16 protein-coding genes are annotated in these 22,558 nt (G+C 42.0%); 9 read left to right on the top strand and 7 right to left on the bottom strand.

Annotation, left to right across the window (positions count from 1 at the left end):
* Complete coding sequence (locus AB4027_RS11770; protein WP_368645486.1) at nt 1–1,311, bottom strand: ABC transporter substrate-binding protein; 1,311 nt, start codon at nt 1,309–1,311, stop codon at nt 1–3.
* 221 nt (nt 1,312–1,532) lie between these two features.
* Here AB4027_RS11770 and aac(6') point away from each other — a divergent pair, with 221 nt between their 5' ends.
* From aac(6') to treR, 4 genes are all read left to right on the top strand, one after another.
* Complete coding sequence (aac(6'), locus tag AB4027_RS11775; protein WP_091487037.1) at nt 1,533–1,973, top strand: aminoglycoside 6'-N-acetyltransferase; 441 nt, start codon at nt 1,533–1,535, stop codon at nt 1,971–1,973.
* Between the two features lie 172 nt (nt 1,974–2,145).
* Nucleotides 2,146–3,369 (top strand): LysM peptidoglycan-binding domain-containing protein, encoded by a 1,224-nt coding sequence (locus tag AB4027_RS11780; RefSeq protein WP_368645487.1) that lies wholly within the window; start codon nt 2,146–2,148, stop codon nt 3,367–3,369.
* A gap of 335 nt (nt 3,370–3,704) precedes the next feature.
* Complete coding sequence (locus tag AB4027_RS11785) at nt 3,705–4,913, top strand: IS110 family transposase (RefSeq protein WP_368645488.1); 1,209 nt, start codon at nt 3,705–3,707, stop codon at nt 4,911–4,913.
* A 297-nt stretch (nt 4,914–5,210) separates the two neighbouring features.
* Nucleotides 5,211–5,939: a trehalose operon repressor gene (treR, locus tag AB4027_RS11790; RefSeq protein ID WP_368645489.1), complete on the top strand. Its 729-nt coding sequence runs from the start codon at nt 5,211–5,213 to the stop codon at nt 5,937–5,939.
* Between the two features lie 47 nt (nt 5,940–5,986).
* Here the strand turns inward: treR and treC are convergent, their stop codons facing one another.
* From treC to AB4027_RS11805, 3 genes are all read right to left on the bottom strand, one after another.
* Nucleotides 5,987–7,639 (bottom strand): alpha,alpha-phosphotrehalase, encoded by a 1,653-nt coding sequence (treC, locus tag AB4027_RS11795; RefSeq protein WP_368645490.1) that lies wholly within the window; start codon nt 7,637–7,639, stop codon nt 5,987–5,989.
* A 156-nt stretch (nt 7,640–7,795) separates the two neighbouring features.
* Nucleotides 7,796–9,253: a PTS system trehalose-specific EIIBC component gene (treP, locus tag AB4027_RS11800; protein WP_368645491.1), complete on the bottom strand. Its 1,458-nt coding sequence runs from the start codon at nt 9,251–9,253 to the stop codon at nt 7,796–7,798.
* A gap of 200 nt (nt 9,254–9,453) precedes the next feature.
* Complete coding sequence (locus AB4027_RS11805) at nt 9,454–10,734, bottom strand: folylpolyglutamate synthase/dihydrofolate synthase family protein (RefSeq protein WP_368645492.1); 1,281 nt, start codon at nt 10,732–10,734, stop codon at nt 9,454–9,456.
* A 1,031-nt stretch (nt 10,735–11,765) separates the two neighbouring features.
* Here AB4027_RS11805 and AB4027_RS11810 point away from each other — a divergent pair.
* The 5 genes from AB4027_RS11810 to AB4027_RS11830 all read left to right on the top strand — a co-directional run bounded on the left by AB4027_RS11810 (nt 11,766) and on the right by AB4027_RS11830 (nt 19,532).
* The gene (locus AB4027_RS11810; protein ID WP_368645493.1) at nt 11,766–15,545 is read left to right on the top strand and encodes a Cna B-type domain-containing protein; all 3,780 of its coding nucleotides are present in this window, start codon (nt 11,766–11,768) and stop codon (nt 15,543–15,545) included.
* Nucleotide 15,546: 1 nt separating this feature from the next.
* Nucleotides 15,547–16,941: a SpaH/EbpB family LPXTG-anchored major pilin gene (locus tag AB4027_RS11815; protein ID WP_368645494.1), complete on the top strand. Its 1,395-nt coding sequence runs from the start codon at nt 15,547–15,549 to the stop codon at nt 16,939–16,941.
* 100 nt (nt 16,942–17,041) lie between these two features.
* A complete protein-coding gene (locus tag AB4027_RS11820; protein WP_368645495.1) occupies nt 17,042–17,887 on the top strand; it encodes a class C sortase in 846 nt (281 codons plus the stop codon).
* Between the two features lies 1 nt (nt 17,888).
* Nucleotides 17,889–18,686, top strand: coding sequence for a class C sortase (locus AB4027_RS11825; protein ID WP_368645496.1), 798 nt, complete (start codon nt 17,889–17,891; stop codon nt 18,684–18,686).
* An 18-nt stretch (nt 18,687–18,704) separates the two neighbouring features.
* Nucleotides 18,705–19,532, top strand: coding sequence for a class C sortase (locus AB4027_RS11830; RefSeq protein ID WP_368645497.1), 828 nt, complete (start codon nt 18,705–18,707; stop codon nt 19,530–19,532).
* A gap of 689 nt (nt 19,533–20,221) precedes the next feature.
* Here AB4027_RS11830 and jag read toward each other — a convergent pair.
* The 3 genes from jag to rnpA all read right to left on the bottom strand — a co-directional run bounded on the left by jag (nt 20,222) and on the right by rnpA (nt 22,534).
* Nucleotides 20,222–21,190: an RNA-binding cell elongation regulator Jag/EloR gene (gene jag / locus AB4027_RS11835; RefSeq protein ID WP_368645498.1), complete on the bottom strand. Its 969-nt coding sequence runs from the start codon at nt 21,188–21,190 to the stop codon at nt 20,222–20,224.
* A gap of 72 nt (nt 21,191–21,262) precedes the next feature.
* Entirely contained in the window at nt 21,263–22,108 is an 846-nt protein-coding gene (gene yidC / locus AB4027_RS11840) for a membrane protein insertase YidC (RefSeq protein WP_368645499.1), read from the bottom strand.
* A gap of 72 nt (nt 22,109–22,180) precedes the next feature.
* Nucleotides 22,181–22,534 carry a ribonuclease P protein component gene (rnpA, locus tag AB4027_RS11845; protein ID WP_368645500.1) on the bottom strand — a complete coding sequence of 118 codons (354 nt, stop codon included), beginning with the start codon at nt 22,532–22,534 and terminating at the stop codon, nt 22,181–22,183.
* Nucleotides 22,535–22,558: the final 24 nt, after the last annotated feature.

The raw sequence follows: 22,558 nt of genomic DNA on the forward strand, positions 1-22,558 counted from the left end.
TTACCTCATTTCTGAAAAGGCCTGAGAGGTATTCTCTTCAAACGCTTCCCATGATTGCTCTCCATTTAAATAGCTCTGGAATTCCGGATACAGTTCCTGCTGGAACCAGCCACTTGGGTACTGATTATGGACAAATGCGGATGTTTCTCCTGCAAGCATCGCTTCATAAATCTGACGTGATACAGGATCTGAAATATCTTCGGGATCATAGCCTTCTTGAGCTGGAATAAAGGCGAGATCGCCAAGGATCATTTCCTGTCCCTCTTCAGACGTATACATCCAGTCGATAAAGTTCTGCGCCTCTTCAACGACTGCATCATCCAGATTACCATTGACTCCGATGTACCAGGGAGAACCGGCTGGAATCTTTCCTTCCGTATCGCTTTCACCATAGACCGGCAAAATCCCCAGTTTTTCCTGAGCAAAATCAGGGTCAATCTCATTCAAAGTCGGCACGATCCATACACCCTGATGTACCATCGCTACCTGGTCGTTGACAAACAGTTCTTCAACGGAACGACTGTAATCTACGGTCAAGATCGGCTGAACGTTATACTCATTGATCAGATCCGTATATTTCTGCATCTGATCGCCATATTCCCAGGTCAACTCTTCTGCACTGTAGGCATCTAAAATACTGTGATTGAACTCCGGACTGGTGAAGTTGGCTGAAAACTGATTCGCAATATAGTTTTCTCCCCCACTGAAGCCAAATACCTCTTCGATCCCCAGTTCTTCTTTTTGACTGTCCAGCGTCTCGACGGCGGCTACAAAATCATCGTACGATTCTATTGAATCAGGATCGACACCTGCCTGTTCAAACAGTTCTTTATTGTACATCAAGCCGAAGCCTTCAATATTCAAAGGAATCCCCAGCTGTGTCCCATCGATCGTCCCGCCTTCAAGCAAGCCGTCAATGACCGTCCCGGCTACTTCCATCTCTGAGACATCCACGAGTGAATCACTGTACCGTTCGATTTCAGGAAGGCCATTCAGCATCATCAGGGCAGGTTCGTCCCCAGAAGAAAAGCGGGCCTGTAATGCAGCTGATCCTTCACCACTGCCGACAGTCGTGATCATGACATCCGCATTGTTCTCAGACTGTTCATTATACATTTCTGCCAGCTCTTCCAGCTGAGCAGTGATTTCCGGTTTCTGATTGAAGAAGTCAACAGTCACTGCTTCTCCACTGGTGCCGCCTTCGTTTTGTCCGTCTTCAGAAGGAGTTTGACCCCCTTCGTTCCCGCCTGTTCCGCATCCATATAAAGCCAAAGGAACGGCTAGTAAAGAAAACAACATTGATTTTTTCATTCTGCATTCTCCTTTTTATATGTATTCGCTTTCTTAAGAAGAATCATAACATATCTCATGTGTATTGATGAACTATAACGCTTTGTTTACACATATTTCCTTATTTAAGGCCATCTTGTTATACCTATGCTTTCATGATTTTATTGAAAGCGTTTTTTGATCTTCTGTGGTAAAATGAAAAAATAATAATCGTATTTATCATTATTCAGGGGGGCGTCAGAATGTTTAAAATAAAAAGAGCTAGTGATCATCATATTGAACAGATAACGGAACTCGCTCACTTGCTGTGGCCGGATGAACAGCTCACTATTTTAAAAAAGGAAATGAATCATTTTCATCGCGACAGTACCTCGGAACTGTTCATATGCGAAGAAAATGAAGACATACTGGGGTTTGCTCACGTTAAGCTCCGCTACGACTTTGTGGAAGGAACCAGTACGTCTCCCGTCAGTTATTTAGAAGGTATTTATGTACGAAAACTCTATAGAAAACAGGGAATCGCCAGACAACTCGTTGAAGTCTGTGAAGATTGGTCGCGATTTATGAATGCGACTGAATTCGCGAGTGATGTGGATCTGGAAAATATCCTCAGTGCTGACTTTCATACGTCACTTGGCTTCAAAGAAGTGAACCGCGTGATTTGTTACACTAAAGCGTTATAACTGCTTGTATTTCCCTCTGTGTTGAGACTTTAATAAGGTTCTCAACTTTTTTCGTGGTATAATATAATAAACAAATGAGTTAGATCAGGCTTTCATTTTTTGCTAATTCCCGCCCATAATCTTTCAGTACATAATTTTTTGGTCTTCTAACGATATGAAAGGGGTGAGAAAAATGAGCACAAAGATTAGAAGAAGTTTCATACGCAAAAGCGCAGGGATCGCGATAACCTTTTTATTGATTCTGTCGTCCATTCTTACGTTCTCGACAGTCCAGGCCGCTCCCGCCCAGTCCATCAACAGAGGGAATACAACTGAAAAAGTCGTTGCCCTTACATTTGACGACGGATCAGACGGGACCAATATCAATACGATCCTTCAGATACTTTCCACTCATAATGTGACAGCTACTTTCTTCCTTACAGGTTCAGGCGCAAATAATCATCCGCAGGCTATCCGAAATATCTCAAACCAAGGCCATCAGCTCGGTAATCATTCCTACTCTCACCCTTATTTCACGCAGATCTCTGCTGCTGAGACAGTAAGCCAGCTTCAGCGAGCAGAAGATACGATCAGACAAATCACTGGCAAATCGACCAAACCGATTTTCAGACCGCCATACGGAGACTATAACTCAACCGTACTTCAGCGTGTCGGCGATGCCGGTTACCCTTATTCCATCATGTGGACCATCGATACCATCGACTGGACAGGTAATTCTTCCAGCGACATCGTCTCCCGTATCATGAATCGAATCGTTCCCGGTGCCATCGTCCTGATGCATACAGGCGCAGGAGCATCCGGTACACCAGGCGCTCTTCCGACCATGATCACCCGACTGAAAAGTGCCGGCTACCGTTTTGTCACGATCAATCAGCTTTTGAATATCAACTCAAATACGCAAACTTACACGGTTAAAGCAGGCGACACCTTATATGCCATTGCACTCCGGTATAACACAACGGTTCAAACACTGGCCTCACTCAATAATATCTCTAACACTAACCTCATCCGCGTCGGTCAAGTGTTGACGATCCCAGGCAGCGGCGGCACAACGACGCCACCACCTCCTTCCAGTTCGACGACTTATACCGTCAAAGCCGGTGACACTTTATCTGCCATTGCAGCGAGATACAACACAACGGTCTCAAAAATCGCTGCTGCTAACACTATCACAAATGTGAATCTGATCCGTGTCGGACAAGTGCTGACGATTCCTGGCAGCGGTGGAACGACGACGCCTCCTCCTTCAAGTACGACAACTTATACAGTCAAAGCCGGCGATACCCTTTACGCGATTGCTCTTCGTTACAACACGACGGTTACACGACTTGTGGCAGACAATAACATCTCGAACCCTAACCTCATCAGTATCGGTCAAGTGCTGACGATTCGATAAGTATAATCAAAGAAGCGGGTGGATCAGTTGGTCAGCTGATCCACCTCGTATAATAAGATTAGTCTTAAATGGCTAATCTTTTTTATTATATTTGTCATTTAAGGCTGACTTAAACCTATAACTCGAATGAGTTATACTTGTTTCGTATAGATAGAGGTCGTAGGTTCCCTCCTTGAAGCTATGTCTTCCAAAAAAAGACTGACGCCTCTTCTCTACGGACAGTATATGTATGAGCTGGATAGAACAATGTTTCTGAATCTCACACGAGGATATATCGTCCCTAGAGTATAAGAGGATAACCCCTATCTAAATATTTATTAGAAAGGTTTATTCTTATGTTTTTTGTAGGTATTGACATCGGTAAACGAAATCACGAAGCAGCGATTATTGACGAACAAGGAAAGCCCATAGGTAAACCTATACGGTTTAGTAACACGAAAGCCGGCAGTGAAACGTTATTACAATTCATCAATGGCCATGATTTATTACCTGATAACGCTATGATTGGGTTAGAGGCGACTGGTCATTATTGGCTTTCTGTATTCTCTTTTCTAACCGCTTTAGAGTTTAATGTGGTTCCTTTTAATCCCATTCAATCTGATACTCTCCGTAACTTCTATATCCGCAAAACAAAAACGGATACAATTGATGCCGTGTTAATCGCACAAGTGGTTCGAATGGATCTACCCGAACAACCGTATTTGCCTTCTGAAGATATTGTTCGCTTAAAGCAATTATCCCGTTTTCGTTATAGTATCGTTGACCAAACTTCTGATCTCAAAAGAAAAGTAATTGCCTCTTTAGACCAAGTGTTTCCTGAATATGAAAAACTTTTTTCAGATATGTTTGGAAAGTCGTCGACTCAACTCTTACTTCAATCTCCTTTGCCTGAAGATTTACTAGAGATTGACGCTCAGAAGTTGATTGTCCTTCTGAACGAAACCAGCAGTGGTCGTTTAACCATAAAAAAATCAACCGAGAAAGTCCATCGTCTCAGAGAATTGGCTCAAGAATCCTTTGGAATCCGTGTCGCAACCGACGTCTACAAACTTCAAATTCAATTACTGCTTCAACAGATTCTTCTTTTAGAAGAACAATTAAAAACGATTGAAAACGAAATGGGTGAACTGGTTAACGCTCAAAACCAATATCTCACCACCATTACAGGCATTGGTCCCGTCACAGCCGCGGTAATTCTCTCCGAAGTCGGAGACATTCACCGCTTTGAACGTCCTAATCAGCTGCTTGCCTTTGCGGGATTAGATGCGTCTGTTCATCAATCCGGTGATTTCACCGGCACCAGGAACAAACTCTCAAAGCGAGGATCCCCATATCTTCGTAGAGCTATTTGGCAAGCGGCCTTCATCGCTTCTAATCGTGATCCAGCGCTATCTCTGTATTACCAAAACTTACGAAAACGCGGAAAGCATCATGGAACAGCTATTGGAGCTGTGTGTCGAAAGCTTGTCAATATCATCTTCGCGGTTTGGACAAAAGAAAAGCCCTATGAAATCCATATCAATCCTGACTTAAAAGATAATTAATTTTTTAAAATAGCCTTTTTAAAGGCTTCTTTGGGTTGCCCTTTTTTAAAAATTAAATTCTCTGTATTATCTGAATATTTATTTGGAATATTCACCTACTTATCTAACTTATTCCTTGACATCTTTATAGCTGGCTTTTTTGTATTTCCTAATTATATGAGTACCTTTGTAAAAATATTGTATGGCCCCTGATTGATACTTATTTATCATATGCACTCTGCTATAGTTGAGAAGTGATCTGTTTTCTATTAAAATAGAGCTTGCTGAACAGAAAGAATCTGAAAAGGACTGGAACCCATGAGTAGATTTCAAGAAATATTTTTAGATATCGAATCAAATATTTTAAATCAGACATACAAAGCGGGAGAGCTGCTGCCAAGCGAAAATAAACTCTCGAAACAGTACAATGTTTCGCGTGAAACAATTCGAAAAGCTCTAACCTTACTGCTAGAGAGCGGATATATACAAAAAAAACAGGGTAAAGGATCGATCGTACTGGATGTTAAACGCTTTGATTTTCCTATTTCCGGTCTGACAAGTTACAAGGAACTGGAAGAAGCGCAGCATATCAACAGTGAAACCTTGCTGATAAAAAATCAGGTAGAGACACTGCCGGATCAAATCGCATCCTTTTTAAACATTCCTTCCAGTTCAGAAGTCCATGCTGTGATCCGTGGGCGGAAAGTGGATGGAGAAACCGTTATCCTGGATAAAGATTATCTTCTGACTACTGTTATTCAGGACCTTCCGGATGCAGAAGCCAAAAAATCATTGTATAATTATATCGAAAAAGAACTCGGTCTGACGATAGGCTACGCCAGAAAAGAGTTTATCGTTGAACCCGCGACGAAAGAAGACCGCGAGCTGATGACTTTGCACGGGGATACTCATGTCGTGGTCACGCGGAGTGAAGTGCATCTGGAAGACACGACCTTGTTCCAGTACACAGAATCAAGGCACCGGCTGGATAAATTTCGATTCGTCGAATTTGCCCGTCGTCGGCCGCCAATGGACTATAATAAGTAAAAAGATGGACACTAGCCCAGCTAGCGTCCATCTTTTGTATTCCTGGATTATTTAATTATAAACGCTGCCGTTTCATAAGGTCCCATCGTGAACGTCTTTTCAAGCTGGCGTTCGCCGCTGTTCCCGATCAGATAACTGCTCTCGCCTTCCAGCAGTTCATCTGGAAGGGTTATCTTGTCTTCCTCTGCATAGAAATGATTCAGGACCAGCAGCTTCTCGCCTTTATGTTCTCTGACATAAGCAAAAATACTTGGATGATCCAGTCCGATCGCTTCATATGACCCTTCTTGAATGATCGGCATTTTTTTGCGCAGACGGATCAGTTCTTTATAGTAAGAACGGATTTTTCCGCTGTGTTCCTTATTCTCGGTATTGATCATTTTATAGTTGTCCGCGACTTTAAGCCAAGGTTCACCCTCAGTAAAACCTGCGTGTTTGGTAGTGTTCCACTGCATCGGTGTTCTGGCATTATCCCGTGATTTGTCTCTTATGATCTCAAGGGCTTCTTCATCTGAATGTCCGTTTTCTTTCAGTTCGATAAAGGCATTATGTGTTTCAATATCTTTATAGTTATCCAAATCAGAATAATCCGGATTCGTCATGCCGATTTCTTCCCCCTGATAGATATACGGTGTGCCGCGTAGCAAGTGGATCGTCTGGGCCAGCATGGTCGCCGTTTCAATCGGATAGTTTTTCACATCCCCAAAGCGGTTGTTGGCGCGGGGCTGATCGTGATTGTTCCAGAACAAGGCGTTCCAGCCGCCTCCTTCAGCCATCCCAGACTGCCATTCATCTAAAATATGTTTCAGTTTAATAAAGTCAAACGGCATGGTCGTCCACTTTTCGCCGTCTTTATAATCGACTTTCAAGTGATGGAAACTGAAGATCATGGAAAGTTCATCCGTTTCCGGATCGGAATATCTTATGCCGTTTTCAACGGTCGTCGAACTCATCTCACCCACGGTCACAATATCCTCATACTTCCCAAACGTCTCTTTATTCAGTTCCTTGATGTAGTCATGCACGATCGGTGTATCCGTATAATGGGATTTCCCAACACCATCATCCGCATCTTTCAACTCTTCCGCTTTACCGATGACATTGATGACATCGAAACGGAATCCCTTTACTCCTTTTTCCAGCCAGAAATTGACGACTTTATAAAGTTCCCTGCGTACGTCCGGATTACGCCAGTTCAGATCTGCCTGAGTGACGTCGTAGAGATGGAGATAGTACTTATCTGTGTCACCGAATTTAGACCAGGCCCGTCCGCCGAATTTCGACTCCCAGTTCGTCGGCAGGCTGCCGTCTTTTTGATCCGGTCTTAAAATATAAAAATCCTGATACTTCTTGTCGCCGGCCAGTGCTTTCTGGAACCACTCATGGTCCGTAGACGTATGATTCAGTACCATATCCAGCATAAGACCGATGCCCTGCTTGTCTGCTTCTTCCACTAACCGGTCAAAATCATCCCACGTCCCGAACATCGGATCGATCGATGTATAGTCTGCGATATCATACCCGTTGTCGTTCTGCGGTGATTTATAAAAAGGATTGAGCCAGACCATGTCTGCGCCCAGCTCTGCTATATACGGCAGCTTCTCTATGACACCATTCAAGTCACCGATACCATTCCCGTCCGTATCTTTAAATGACTTTGGATAAGCTTGATAAATGACTTTGTCATGTAAATTTCCCATTGTATTCGTCCCTTCTTTTGTCTAATTTCTTATCTAAAAGAAAAAGGATAATTCCTCAAACGCGCATCTTCCAGTAATCCTACCAGAATCCAGCCCATCTTTTGGAATTATCCTTCCTCCTTAACCATTTTCCTTAGTGAGTTTAATCGAACGTTTTTAGTTACCTAATTTTGGAATTGGCAGGTGGTCATTTTCCCATTTAGTCATGATACCTTTTTTCTCAAAGACCATGACCAGGACAAACGGCACAACGATCGCGATCGTCATAGCTATCAGGAAGCCGATCCAATATTCAGGAATAATGGAAAGGATACCCGGCAGTCCGCCGACACCAATATTAAAGGATGCAACATTCAGCGCAACGGATGTCATCCCGGCAAAGGCCGAGCCGATCATGCCTGCGACAAATGGATAAACGAACTTGATATTGATACCAAAGAGTGCAGGTTCTGTTACCCCAAGATAAGCTGAAATCATCGCTGGAATAGAAATCTGCTGTTCTTTCTCATTTCCTCTGTGCATCCAGATGATACCTAATACAGCTGAACCTTGAGCAATGTTTGATAAGGCGATCATTGGCCATAAAATCGTCTGTTCATATTCAGCAACCAGCTGCAAATCGATCGCGTTGGTCATGTGATGGAGTCCTGTGATAACAAGTGGTGCATATAGACCACCAAAAACAAAACCAAAGACCCAGTTAAATGTACCGGTCAGTCCCCATTGAACCACTTGAGACAACCAGATGCCCAGCTGCCAGCCGATCGGTCCTATAACTGCATGAGCAACGAATACAGCGGGAACGAGAGCAAATAGCGGAACAAAAATCATCGATATGGCTTCGGGTATGACTCGACGCAGCCATTTCTCGAGATAAACGAGTAAGAAGCCTGCCAGCATAGCTGGAATAACTTGAGCCTGATACCCGATCATATCCAGCTGGAAGAAACCGAAGTCCCATTGATTGACATCACCTGCTAGAATATCCGCTACTCCATAGGCGTTCAGTAACTGCGGAGACACGAGTGTAATCCCTAGAACAATCCCTAGAATTTGAGTGGTCCCCATTTTACGGGTGACACTCCATGTGATTCCGACTGGTAGGAAGTGGAAAATCGCTTCACCAGGAAGCCACAAGAATGCATTGACTCCGCTCCAGAACTGAGAAGTCTCTACAATGGTCTGTCCATCTAGAAAGCCAAACTGTACGGCTTCCAGAACATTTCTAAAACCTAAAATCAAACCGCCAATAATAATTGCTGGGATCAATGGTGTGAAAATTTCTGCCAACGCTGCCATCAGACGCTGCAAGCTATTCATGTTTTGCTTGCCGGCGCTCTTCACGTCATCTTTACTTACACCTTCAAGTCCTGAAATTCCGGAGAATTCGTTATAAAAGTCTGCCACTCGGTTACCCACGATAACCTGAAACTGTCCTGCCTGTGTAAAGGTTCCTTTAACAGATGGAATCTCTTCAATTCTTTCTTTGTCTGCTGCGGAAGGATCGTCTAAAACAAAACGCATACGTGTTGCACAGTGAGTTACCGCGTTGACGTTCTCTTTGCCGCCGATCGCATCCAGTAGCTCCTGTGCATCTTTTTTAAAGTCTGCCACTCCAATTTCCTCCTTTTAGTAACTTGTATATACAAGTTTTGCTGCTTTTACTATACTGTACTTTAAAACGAAATGCAAGCGGTTTTATCAATCTCTCCTTTCTTTTTATTCTCCTGTCTTTTCAACTTAATACTAGCACGCTTTATCTCCTTAACAGTAATAAAAGCTCTTCCCACTTTATTAAGCAGGAAGAGCTTCTTTTATTTCCACTGTTTTTTTATATCTCCGATCAGATAGAGCGAACCGAATACGATGATTTTTTTATTTGTATCTGTCTGTTTTTTCAGAAAGTCGACCGTGTCACTGATCGAATCGAACGGCCGGGCGTCTATCCCCTTCTCCTGCAGCTGTCTGGCGACCACTCTTGGCGCAAATCCGCGATACGGATCAGGCGACACAGTATAGACTTTATTTGCGTAAGGAAGGATGTTATCGATCATGCGCATATAGTCCTTGTCTTTCATCATACCGACTACGATCATGAGTTTTTCATCCGGAAATAAGGATTCGATCGATTCTCTCAATCTTTCCACGCCTTCAGGATTATGAGCCCCATCAATAAAAATCGTCGGATCATCCTGGATTTTTTCCATCCGTCCCGGCCAGTAACTGGCTTCGATCCCTCTGATAATATCTTCCCCGGACAACTCATACCCTTTTCCTTTTAAGATTAGAGCCGCTTCAATAGCTAACAGAGCATTGCTCACCTGATGTTTGCCGACCATTCGAACGGTCACTTTGTCAAACTGTTTGTACGAAAAAGTGCTGCCCTGTTCCGTCATGTTCAAATCTTGGGCGTCGTTAATGTCCACTCTATGAAGGGACGCCTGCTGATCTTCTGACATCTTCTGGAAAACGTCATCGATAGGGCGTGTGAAAGATGGTAACACTACATCTCCCTTTTCTTTTATTATCCCAGCCTTCTCGCCCGCTATTTTTTCAAGCGTGTCCCCCAGCATCTTCGTATGATCCATGCCAATGGACGTTACGATCGCGACCTCAGGAACTGGGATCGTATTGGTCGCATCCAGTCTGCCGCCAATGCCTGCTTCCAGAACAACGATGTCACACTTCTGTTCATAATAATATAAAAGGGCAACCGCCGTTAAAATCTCAAATGAATACAGGCGCTCGCCGCATTCTTTTTCAACAGCATCCACAACGGCCGCTACTTTTTCTGTCGTCCGAATAAAATCGTCATCCGAAATAAACGCTTCATTGAACCGGATCCGTTCATTCACTTTTTCTAAGTGCGGGGAAGTGAAGATCCCCGTTTTCAAGTTCGCTTGAATGAGTATCTGAGATATAAATGACGCCGTCGATCCTTTACCGTTGGTCCCGGCAATATGCACGAACGACAACCTTTGTTCCGGATTACCGATTTTCTTCAGCAGTGTACGCATGCGGTTCAGACTTTCTTTCTTCCCGTTCCCTCTATTTGTATTGACTAGGGCTATAACGTCTTTCATATCCATTACCATTCCATCGACCCTCATTTAAGTAATATTTTATCCGATACTTTAACATTCTGATTCCTTTTCAAGTATAACGGGTTCATCAACTGACAACAACAGTAACATTTTATCTTTTGTCATATTTTGTTCACATTTGATTAAATATTCAAATTATTATAACAAACTTACCTTTTGTCAGCATTAATAAAAGTCTCTAATTGATAATTATTTACTAATCATTCACAATATTGATATAGGTTTAAGAATCACAAATCATTTATCTCTAATTCGGAAGGGCTTATGTTTGCGCTTTTCAAATGTAAGGGATAAACTATTAGCATAGACGAAGCATTGTGAAATTCCTACAATTCTTATTCTACTTCACAATCTCTTTCTTGAAGTTTGTGAAGACTAAAACGACTACGAGGTGAAAAGAATAGATAAAAAAATCATACACATAGTGCATTTGGATTCTCTGAATCCCCCAATACTTACCCCGCAATTAAATGAAGAAGACTTACGCCTTTGATTTCTGGAGAAAATCACTTTTCCGAGCAGAGGCCTTTTTCATGCCTTCGATTAATCTTGATAGCGACGACCTTTTACGGTCTTCTACATATACTTACTTTTAATAAGTTAGTATAATAACTGCTTTTATTTGATTAATTTTTAAATGTTTACTATACTAATCCTAACAGTTGAACGCGCTTACTTGTTCTTTTAGAATATTTATTCGCGTCGTATCCAGCTGATTCCCTTAATATACACCTTGTAAGTCCTCCAGATTCATTTAATGTTCCCTCTATCTCCTAAAATTCAACCTCTACTGTTACCTCATTTGTTTTTACAACATTTTATTTTCTCTATAGATTCCTTTAGTTTAACCTCAGTATTGCTCTCTTTCGTTTTTCTACTCCCCCTCTTTATTTATCATCCACTCATTTTGTTATCTCTTATTTAAATTTCAGCAACCCCTTAAAGGAGGTGGCGCTTTTGACAGAAACTAGAAAGCCGCTCAATTCTCATACTTAACATCAGCAATCGGAGGTGTATTAGATGTGACAACTCAACGCAAGCCGTTGCACACACATGTCATCACGGTGTTGTTTGTTCTGTTCCAGTTTATTCAGTTCTTTCCCTCGAGTTTAGTTTCCTCCCTCACAGCATCCGCTGAGACTAATAATTCTGTGACACTATTTTCGGATGATAAAGGATCCGGAGATGCCACATGGTCTTTAAGCGAGGACGGAAAACTCATCACCTGGGACATCACTGTTACTCAAAATGAATCGGAAACAGAAGCTGCACCAACCGTGGAAGTGGTCGTACCGCAAGATGTCGGTGCCCCGCAAATCGTGTCCGCAACCCCAGCCGGCGTGTTCAACACGTCAGGCAATACCCATACCTTTACAGCCCCTTACTCAACTACAGCACAAACCCTCACCCTTACATTTACTACCGCAGTCAGTAATCTCACATCACAAAACCTTGAATTCAACATCGGTGCTTCTATACAGGCCAAAGACAGTCCAGCAGCACCCACACTTCGATCCGTTTCGATCCCGAATAAGCTGGCTCAATTAGAAGCTCAAAGGATCGCGGAAGAAAAAGCGGAGGCAGAAAGAATAGCCGCTGAAAAGGCTGAAGAAGAACGCATCGCAGCTGAGGAGAAAGCTACTCAAGAAGAAGCAGACAGACTGGCGGAAGAACAACGCCTGGCTGACGAAAAAGCTGCGCAAGAAGAAGCGGATAGATTAGCTGAGGAACAGCGACTCGCTGAAGAAAAGGCCGCTCAAGAAGACGCCGATAAAATAGCCGAGGAAGAACAGTTAGCTTCTGAAACTGAAGCAACTGAAGAAGCTGTTCCGGAAGAAATTTCAAAAGAAAATACTGTCGCAGAAGAGAATGAAGATATTAAACTCGATGTAAAAGCGGAAGAAGACAGTGAAGAAGTTGAACAATCGGACTCTGTCAAGATGATGACAGCTGATGATTTCAATATTACTAACACTACTCCACCGGCTCGAGGTGACTATAGTATTGATTTCAAAGCATATAACCCACTTGAATACGATATATTTACTCCAAGTTCTTTTTCTGCACCTCCGTCTGGGCGAGCAAGTGAACCGATACCAGGAGCAAATAGCAATTTCTTACTATCTGCTCTAAACCCAAAAGATTTGGCTTTAGGACAAATCGTTCCATTTCAGCTTGCTATTGATGTAAGCCGTACTGGACAAGATGGGGTAGTCGAATTTGATATAGCTTTTGGAATAACTACAACTAATGGTGATCCTTTTGGATATGACTCAGATTACAAAATTTATGCTGCGTTTGTAGATGTTGGGGATCCTCACCATTTGGATTCCGGACAAAATGCAACTGTCGAAATAATAGGAAATAACGTAGTTGGAAATGAGATAATAGGAGACTTTAGAGTTTCTGGACTTGACGGCGGAGACGAGGTTAAAGTTGAAATCTGGGTAGTATTACAGGAAGAATTGATTGGAAACCCAGGTGGAAATGTCCAGGCCAGGTTAGGCGATGCAAGCACATTTGGAGAATCTATTCCTGGTACTGGTACACAAACTAATCCACTACAACGCGTAGGAGAATTTAAAACAGCTACAGCAGATGTGGGGATAATCAAGTCTGATCATCCTGATCCTGTTTATGTAAATGAAGAGCTGACTTACACAATTACAGTAGAAAATTCCTCACCTGACACAGTAGCTAATGGAATTGTCATTGAAGATACTCTCGACTCCAATGTGACCTTTATCAGTGTAAGTGATTCAGGTATTCATTCTGGAGCTGATACTGATGGTAGCGGCGGCATAGTTACCTGGCCGGCATTCGCACTAGGACCGGGGGACACTAGAGACTTCACTCTCACCGTTCAAGTTAATCCAGATGCTCCTACTAACAATTTCCTTGGTACAGAACCAGATGTCAGAGGCATAGCTTCGGCCGAGCCTATTTTAGATACTGATATAACTAATATTGTCAGAATTCTTTCCATGATAACTAGTGATGATGATACTACTAACTGGGTCTGGCAAGAACCTACTAATGTTCTAGCTGAACTGATTGACATAACAGCTCGCAAATTGTGGAAAGGTGGCCTCTCTGAGGATCACGTTGCAGTCGAGTTGATTCTCAGCCGTAAAATTGAAGGTGGAGAATATCAGATCGTTGACATCGATCCGATGATCACACCAGACTCCGGTACAAGCGATTCCTTTGACTATCTCTGGTCTAACCTACCTCAGTTCGATGCAGAAGGAAACGAATACACTTACCGCATCACTGAAGAACTGAGTATTCCTAACTATGATTCAAATGCCGTATTCGATGAAGAATTAGGTATATGGATTGTCACCAATACGTTTAATAGTCCGGAAATACCAATCGAAGCCGTTAAACGCTGGGTCAATGGCCCCGAAGTTAAACCGGATGTCGAGTTCCAGCTGTACCGTTACTTGGAAGTTGAAACAGTTGGTGATAAACTTCCAGTCGGAGACCCTGTAGCAATCGCTAATCCTGGTGGAACGGGCTCTTATGATGTTCTAGTGGATATGGGAATGCATCCTGTTTACAATGATGACGGTATTGCTTATGTCTATGTAGTTGAAGAAATAACTGTTCTTGAGGATTACGTTACAACCTACGACGATTTGACGTTTAGCGAAGGGGATCAAGAAAGAATCTTACCATTTATCATCAACACGTATGAAATCCCTACAGATGACATCGAAGCAACGAAAACATGGATCAACGGTGAATCTGTCCGACCAGACTTGTGGTTCCAATTACGTCGCTATATAGATGATAAGAATCTTAGTGAAGCTGTAGATGTTAAGAAACTTCCTGATTCAAGCCTTCCAAACGATACTGTATCTGTTACTTTCGAGGATATTGAACAAACAGACAGTGACGGAAATGCGTATACTTTCTATGTGGATGAAGGAACGTATGATGAGACAGAAGGATTTGCTCCAGGAACACCTGAGAACTTTGAACAATCGGGTGATGGATTGGCCTTAACCAACACGTACAAGATACCAACTACTACTGCTAATGCTACAAAATATTGGATAGGCAGTGAAAAAGACAAACATGAACAAGTAGAGCTCACACTTTGGAGAACATTGGATAGCGAAACAGCACCAGAAGAAGTATTAGATTTTGATCTATTAACCATTACACCGGAAGACGGAATCTCAGATGAATTCTACTATGAATGGTCTGGTTTGGATAAAACAGATGCTTCAGGAAACGAATACATCTATTACTTTACTGAAGATGAAGTCCCTGGTTTTAATCGAATCTATTCTGAGCCAATAATGATCGGTGATGTCGAGTACCAACCGTCCGGTGGTTCAGTAACAAACAAACAGATGACCATAGATTTTTCATTTACGAAAGTCGATGAAGAAGGTTATCCGTTAGAAGGTTCTGATTTTACTTTAGAAAGAGAGGATGATGGCACGTTAATAACAAATGATGGCGTAAATCCAGAATTTATTTTTGCTGGACTTACAGAAGGTCGCTATATTCTGACAGAAACAAAAGCACCTCCAGGTTACAATTTACCAACTAACCCTTGGATCATTGAAGTCGTTAGAAATGAAGAATCTGGTGAGTTGGAAATTATCATCCCAGATGACTCATTCTTAAGCGTGACTGCTGATGGCTATGCACTTGAAAACAATGAACAAGGTGAATTTCCACAAACTGGTGGCATCGGAGTCGTTAGCTACTTGAGCTTTGGTATGCTAGCAATCTTTAGTAGTATCGGATTTTATCTTAAAAAAGAAGAAAATGGAGGGTATTAAAATGAAGAACAAAACAATGCTTAAGTGGCTGACCGGTTTAATTCTTGCCATGATGATTTTTGTTGGTATCGGCCCTGCCCTAGCTCATGCAGTCGAAGGTCCTTTAACTGATGTAATAATTACTAAAGTGGATACGCCAGACGAACCAAAAGATATGGATCTTGGACAATTAGCAGGTGGTATAGATGTAGAAACTTACTTTACAAATGGTAGAGTGCTACCTGGTGTATCATTTACTTGGTACGAAGTTACTGAAGAGCAGTATACTACTTTGAGCGCAAATCCGGCGTCCTATAGTACACCGGATCAAATGACGGCAGCAAACTACACTGGAACTGCAACTGCTGAAACAGATGCTAATGGTCAAGTAACTATTCCAGATCTTGAAGAAGGATATTACTGGATCGTAGAAAACGCTGGCGGAACGATTCAAAGTTCAAAAGCTGTACCATTTGGATTGATCTTACCCTTTACAAACCTTGATGGTGATGGCTGGCTGGAAACTATTAATGTCTACCCTAAAAACACACTTCAAGGTGTACCAACCACAATTGAAAAAACGGTTGTAGATGGTCAAGAGCTAGTCGAAGAAAAAGACTTCAACTATGGCGATACAGTTACATGGAACATCAAAGTTCCAATTCCTTTAGGTATTGAGGATTATGATAAATTTATAGTAAGAGATCCTGAAGTTGAGGGACTTGAATATGTTGTCGATAGCGTAACTTCTTCACTTGGTGATCCTGAAATCACTTATGACGAAGGATTGACTTTAGATTTTTATGATGACTTGTCAGATTTAGCTGGAAATGACTTCTTAACAATTACCTTTGACGTCATCTTCACTAGCGCTATCGATCCTGACGTATTAGTGACAAACACCGCTTATCTAGATTTTGATAACGGTCACGGAGACACTGATACGATTGAAGATGATGCAACTGTCATTACTGGTGGAGAACAATTCAAGAAATTAAATGAAAATGGTAATGGTCTTAACGGCGCAGTATTTGTCATTAGAAACAGCGATGGCGAGTATCTAAATATTACTGATGGCGTAGTAACTTTTGGTGGAGAAACTGTTCCAACTGAATTTACTTCTGGCGATTTAGATGATAACGGTATGTTTGAAGTCAAAGGTCTTGCAGATGGAGATTATTTCTTAGAAGAGATAAAAGCTCCAGAAGAATATGCATTACCTATAAATCCAGACACACCATTTACTGTTGTCGCTGCTGAAGTTGAAGGTTCTTACACTATTGGTACCGTAGAGATCACTAACAGAAAAATCACTATCCCTCAAACAGGCGGAATGGGTACAATGGCATTCACTGTACTTGGTGGAGCATTAATGGCTTCCGCTGTTGGCTACTACAAAAAAACAAAAAAAGCATAACGAGCTGACTTAAGTCGATCGATTATTCGATAAATACGGGGATTAAAACTATTATAAAGGAATAGTTTTGACCCCCATTTTTTGAAAGAGGGAGATATCAATGGGTAAAAAAAGAAATAGTTTAATAGTAATTCTTTTTTTCATCGGCTTTGCCGTTATGCTCTATCCATTGGTCTCCCGTACATATTATGACTATCGCGGGAATGAAGAGGTAACAGCTTTTCAAGAAGGATTAGACCAAATATCTTCTGCTGAAAGTCAGGATCAACTCCGCGAGGCTCAAGCTTATAATAATGCCCTTCTCTCCGGTAATATGACGCCACAAGAAGATCCTTTCAGTGAAGAAGAAAAAGAATCGGGCTTAGCTGAGTATGCTCGTTTTTTAGAAGTTCGTGAGAAATTGGGTGTTCTCACGATTCCAAAGATTGATATGAAATTTCCAGTTTACGCAGGTACTAGTGAACCGGTACTACAAAGAGGCGTGGGACATCTGGAAGGCACCTCTCTTCCCATCGGAGGTTTAAATACCAATTCTATTCTAACAGCACATCGAGGCTTACCGGAGAACAAACTTTTTACAGATCTAGATCAGATGGAATTAAATGATCTGTTTTTTGTAGAGACAGCCGCTGGTCAGTTAGCCTATGAAGTTTCTGAAATAAAAGTGATCGAACCTACCGAGATTGAAGCGTTACGTATCGAACAGGATCGTGATTTGATTACCTTACTGACCTGTACACCCTACATGGTGAATTCGCATCGGCTGCTGGTCATTGGTGAACGAACAGAATTACCAGTTGAAGAAATAGGAGAAGCAGTTTCCATGAGTTGGTGGAGACCACTTTGGAGTATCGTTCGAGATTATATTTGGGTATTGATAATCATTCTGGTAGCTGTTTTATACTTTATCGGACAAGCGTATCACTCAAATAAAAGGAGGGATTAGGATGAAGAAAAGGAGAATAATCGCAAGTCTCTTATTTCTGTTCGGTCTTGCCATCGTCTTATACCCATCTTTTTCAAAGAGATATTACGATTATAGGATTCAAGAAGAAGTCGAAGTGATCATCGACGATTTAGATGAGCAGCCTGATGATTTCTATGAGCGGCAAGTCGAATATAATCAAAACCTCATTTCAAGCACAGCAAATATCGAAGTGGCCAATGTCAGCTATGTCGATGATGAATCTTCCGAGGTAGAACATAATAAGAGCAACGGACAAACTAACAGCTCTGGATCCAATGAAGAAAGTGCCCTATCTAGAAACGGTGAAAATGATGGAAGTACAGTGCAAGCGGCCGGTACCAATACCGGCGTCTTGGGTTCACTTCATATCCCAAAAATCGATTTAGTCTATCCCATATACGACGGAGCCACAGACAGTAATTTACTTAAGGGCGTTGCTCGAATCGAAGGTACCAGCTATCCCGTTGGCGGCATAAATACCAATAGTGTGATCGCTGGTCACAACAGCATGGCCAGACGAAATTATTTTACACATATCAAAGATTTAGTTAACGGAGACATTGTTCAAATTCGCAATCAAAAAGAAGTATTGACCTATGAAGTGTATGCAACTTTGGTCATTGAACCCAACGATACAGGCGCCTTAGCCATTATTCCTGAGCAGGATACCATTACTCTGCTGACCTGTACCTGGCCCCCACCAGGAACCCATCGTTATCTTGTCTTTGCGAAAAGAATAGCTGACAGACCATTAGATTCTGTCTCCTCTAATAATTGATTCGAAAGAAGGTATATTATGAAAAAGTATCGAGGATTCATTTTAACCATTGGACTGATCATAGGTTTTGGCTTTATTTTGTACCCTTTTGTATCGCAATTATACTATGATCGGGAAGCAGATTCTGAAGTGGTAGACTTTAAAGAAACAGTTGAAGCAATCGACCCTCCTGAATTAAAAGATGAAAATGTACGCTTAGCTGAAGCCTATAACGAAGCACTTGAACCCAACTTGAGATGGATCGATCCTTATTCTGAGGAAGAAAGAGAAGAAGGATTAGAAGAATATGCTCACATGTTAGAGGTGAGAGAGAAAATCGGTATCGTAAATATTCCTGATATAAATATTACTCTCCCTCTTTATGCCGGTTCATCAGAATCTGTTTTACAGCGAGGTGTTGGGCATCTGGAAGGAACTTCCCTACCTGTTGGCGGAATCAACACACATAGTGTAATCACAGCACATCGCGGACTACCTGATGCACGCTTATTTACTGATTTGGATCAAATGGAATTGGGCGATATCTTTTATGTCGAATCCATGGCGGGAGAACTTTATTATGAAGTGGATGATATAGTAGTTGTTGAACCTCACGAAACGGACAAAGTAAAGATTGTAGAAGGCGAAGATTACTTAACCTTACTCACCTGTACACCTTATATGGTCAATTCCCATCGTTTGCTTGTTCGTGGAACTCGAATATCAGCACCATCAGAAGAAGTCGTTGAAGAAATCCGACAGCAGCAGGACAAAGATTTCACTTATTACCTAACGACCTATAGATATTATCTTTTCTTAATAGCGATTGCATTGATTGCTGTTCTCGGTGTTATAAAGTGGCAATGATTGACCTAATGCAAAAACTATAAAGTCTCAGAGAGCTATTTAAGTCTGGGACTTTATTTATATTTTGAGAACTTACTTTTTTTATATTATTCTTAAATGTCATTCAGTAAGAGAAACAGCAACGTAAATACATACTCCTCACTCTAATAATTCTCAAATATCCGATGAATTACAAGCGACTTCTCGTTTATGGTGAACGGGTGAACTAAGAAGGTTTAGGCAATCAAAAAGGCTCTCCAGAGACTTGATTTAGTCTCTGGAGAGCTTTTTATGAGATGACGTGGTTAGATTTTTGACAAGTTCGGTTCGTGTGTATGAATCATTGAAGTGAATAAGCCGAAGTCGTTCATCTTCGGCTTATTCATCAGTCCCCTGTTAAAGCTATGAGCCGAACTGTTCCCACTTTCGGCTTGTTCAGTTTTAAGTCTCTTTTGGATAAACCGAAACAGCCGATGTTCAGTGCATTCAGCCGGTTTCCTTATTTAAATAGACCGAACCGCCCTCCTCTTCGGTCTATTCAGGAGAAAACCAGGCTGGAATAAACTGAAACAAATCTAATACAGCACACTCACTCGTCAATCCTTCTTATACAGGCCATAATGACAGAGTCGGATGGATCCGACTCTTCCTCTCATTAAAGGCAAATAAAGAGAGAGGCCAAAGGCTTCTCTCTCCATCATATTCGTTGATTATAATTTGAATTCTTCTTCTTTGGCAGGCTCGACCACTAAATAGCGGTGCGGTTCTTTGCCTTCTGAATGCGTCTGAACGCCGCTGAATCTGTTCAAGTAGCGGTGGATCTGCTTGCGCTCATGGGCAGGCATCGGCTCTAAAATGACGGGACGCTTGGTGCGCTGTACTTTTTCAGCTGTGCGTGTAGCCAACTGCTCCACGGTTTTTTTACGACGGTCACGGTAATTTTCTGCATCCACTTTAGCGTAGAGCTTATTGTCCGCTTCCTGATGCAGCTGGATCTGTGCCAGCGTCTGGAGGCTGTTCAATACTTTGCCGTGACGACCAATGATCAGACCGGCATCTTCTGTTTCAATAGAAAACTTCACACGGTTATAGTCGCGTTTGATATTGATGGTCACATCATCCACGCCCATCTTCGTAGCGATGGTTTTCAGATAGTCAGAAACCTTCTCAACAGCGGCTTTATCCTGCTCATTGAAGAAATCTTCTTTCTCCTGGGATGATCGAGGCTCGTTCGCCTGTTCAGGTTTTGTAGTCTCTTGGGACACTGCTTTTTCTTCAGTGTCACTGGACTCTTCCGTTTTTTCAGTTGCTTTTGTTTCTTTTACTTCTTCAGTCTCTTCTTCTGTTTCCTCAACAGCTTCGATCACTTCTTCCGGATCTTCAGCGACCGGTTCTACAGGCGGCACAGCTTTTTCTTCTCTTTTTTCGGAAGGTTTGATGGTGGATGATTCGTCTTCACCCAGCATGACTTCTTTAGATAATAATTCCTCGACAGCATTTTTTGTATTGGTCTTTTTGACCACAACGACCGCGTCTTTCTGACCAATACCCAGGAAGCCTTTCTTGCCTTCTTGCTTCACTTCGATCGTAGCGTCTTCTCTTTCGATACCTAAAGCTTTTAATCCTTTTTCAATGGCTGCTTCAGTGGTTGAAGCTTGTGCAGTATACTTGTCATTCATGAATACTATCCTCCATTCCAAATTCTATTCATCTATATTTTACCAAATAAATAAGCTTAAGTCAGAAAAATATTATTTTTTTACGTTCCTTCTGTGTTTCTGCGCTTTTTTCAAAGCTCGTCTGCGCTGGCGTTCTTCTTCGCGTTCTTTGGCTTCTTTCTCCTGACGTTCTCTTCTCATCTTGAACGGATTCTGGAAAAGCAGCGTCTGAACGACTGAGAAACCATTGGAAACAGTGAAGTACAAGGCTAAGGCACTGGATAAGCGTACGGTAATGAAGACAATGAATAATGGCATGACATATGTCAGCATTTTATTTCCTGCCTGAGGTCTGCCCATGCTCATTAAAACAGAGTTACCTAAAGTAAATATGCCGGCCAGGATCGGTAAAATGAAATAAGGATCCGGTTGACCCAAGTTGACCCACAGGAAATCTCCTGTAGCCAGGATCGGTGTCCGGTTCACGGCCTGATAAAGGGCAATGAAGACGGGCATTTGGATCAGCATCGGCAGACAGCCCATATATGGGTTGACGCCTGCTTCACTGTAGAGACGCTGCTGCTCTTCTTTCAGTTTCTCCTGCGTTTCTGTATCTTTCGCTGAATATTTATCTCTCAACTCCTGCATCTGAGGGTTGATCTCATTCATCTGCTGCATGTTTTTTTGCTGAAAATGTGTGAACGGGATAAGCAGCGCTCGAATAAACATCGTTACTATGATGATACCCATACCATAATTGCCACCGAAAAAGTCAGAAACCCAGATGATGGCCCGGGCAAAGTTGTAAATAATGACGCCTTCCCAGATACCCGTACTTTCTGAAGTCACCGGTTCTGTTCCACAAGCAGTCAAAAAGACCATTAAACCAATCATAGTCACTGCTAACAGCAATCGCTTACGTTTCTTTATAAAATTCACGTCGTTCTCCTCTTTTCTCAAACATCTTTGACTCTCTTTTTAAAACATTTAAATGCCAGTCAGTCTGGCTCTTTATTCTTTGCTTCTAAGTATTTCTGCTCGATTGAATACGTGCAGAAGACTTTTTCTGATCTCATGATAATCCATGTGACGGACAGGTGCCCTGGCTATGACGATGAAATCCAAGTCATCTCTGATCAGATCATTCTGATCAAATTCTATCAAACAGTGTCTGATTTTGCGTTTGATCGCATTTCTGGCAACGGCATTACCCAGTTTCTTCCCGACCGAGATCCCAACGCGAAAATGAGCTTGTCCTTCTTTGGGTAAGTTATACACCACAAATTGCCGGTTAGCCATCGACTGTCCCTGATGAAAGACTTTTTGAAAATCTGCTTCAGTTTTTACGCGATAAGCTTTTTTCATTAACGTCCCATCTTTCTACATTAG

The sequence above is a fragment of the Alkalibacterium putridalgicola genome (genome assembly GCF_040959045.1).
GTDB lineage: Bacteria > Bacillota > Bacilli > Lactobacillales > Carnobacteriaceae_A > Alkalibacterium > Alkalibacterium putridalgicola.

Excerpts from the sequence above, each read along its gene's own strand:
- AB4027_RS11805 (WP_368645492.1), bottom strand. The coding sequence starts at position 10,734 with ATGGTAATGGATATGAAAGACGTTATAGCCCTAGTCAATACAAATAGA.
- treC (WP_368645490.1), bottom strand. The coding sequence starts at position 7,639 with ATGGGAAATTTACATGACAAAGTCATTTATCAAGCTTATCCAAAGTCA.
- AB4027_RS11830 (WP_368645497.1), top strand. The coding sequence starts at position 18,705 with ATGAAAAAGTATCGAGGATTCATTTTAACCATTGGACTGATCATAGGT.
- treR (WP_368645489.1), top strand. The coding sequence starts at position 5,211 with ATGAGTAGATTTCAAGAAATATTTTTAGATATCGAATCAAATATTTTA.
- AB4027_RS11815 (WP_368645494.1), top strand. The coding sequence starts at position 15,547 with ATGAAGAACAAAACAATGCTTAAGTGGCTGACCGGTTTAATTCTTGCC.
- AB4027_RS11770 (WP_368645486.1), bottom strand. The coding sequence starts at position 1,311 with ATGAAAAAATCAATGTTGTTTTCTTTACTAGCCGTTCCTTTGGCTTTA.
- AB4027_RS11825 (WP_368645496.1), top strand. The coding sequence starts at position 17,889 with ATGAAGAAAAGGAGAATAATCGCAAGTCTCTTATTTCTGTTCGGTCTT.
- rnpA (WP_368645500.1), bottom strand. The coding sequence starts at position 22,534 with ATGAAAAAAGCTTATCGCGTAAAAACTGAAGCAGATTTTCAAAAAGTC.
- AB4027_RS11785 (WP_368645488.1), top strand. The coding sequence starts at position 3,705 with ATGTTTTTTGTAGGTATTGACATCGGTAAACGAAATCACGAAGCAGCG.
- AB4027_RS11780 (WP_368645487.1), top strand. The coding sequence starts at position 2,146 with ATGAGCACAAAGATTAGAAGAAGTTTCATACGCAAAAGCGCAGGGATC.
- jag (WP_368645498.1), bottom strand. The coding sequence starts at position 21,190 with ATGAATGACAAGTATACTGCACAAGCTTCAACCACTGAAGCAGCCATT.
- AB4027_RS11820 (WP_368645495.1), top strand. The coding sequence starts at position 17,042 with ATGGGTAAAAAAAGAAATAGTTTAATAGTAATTCTTTTTTTCATCGGC.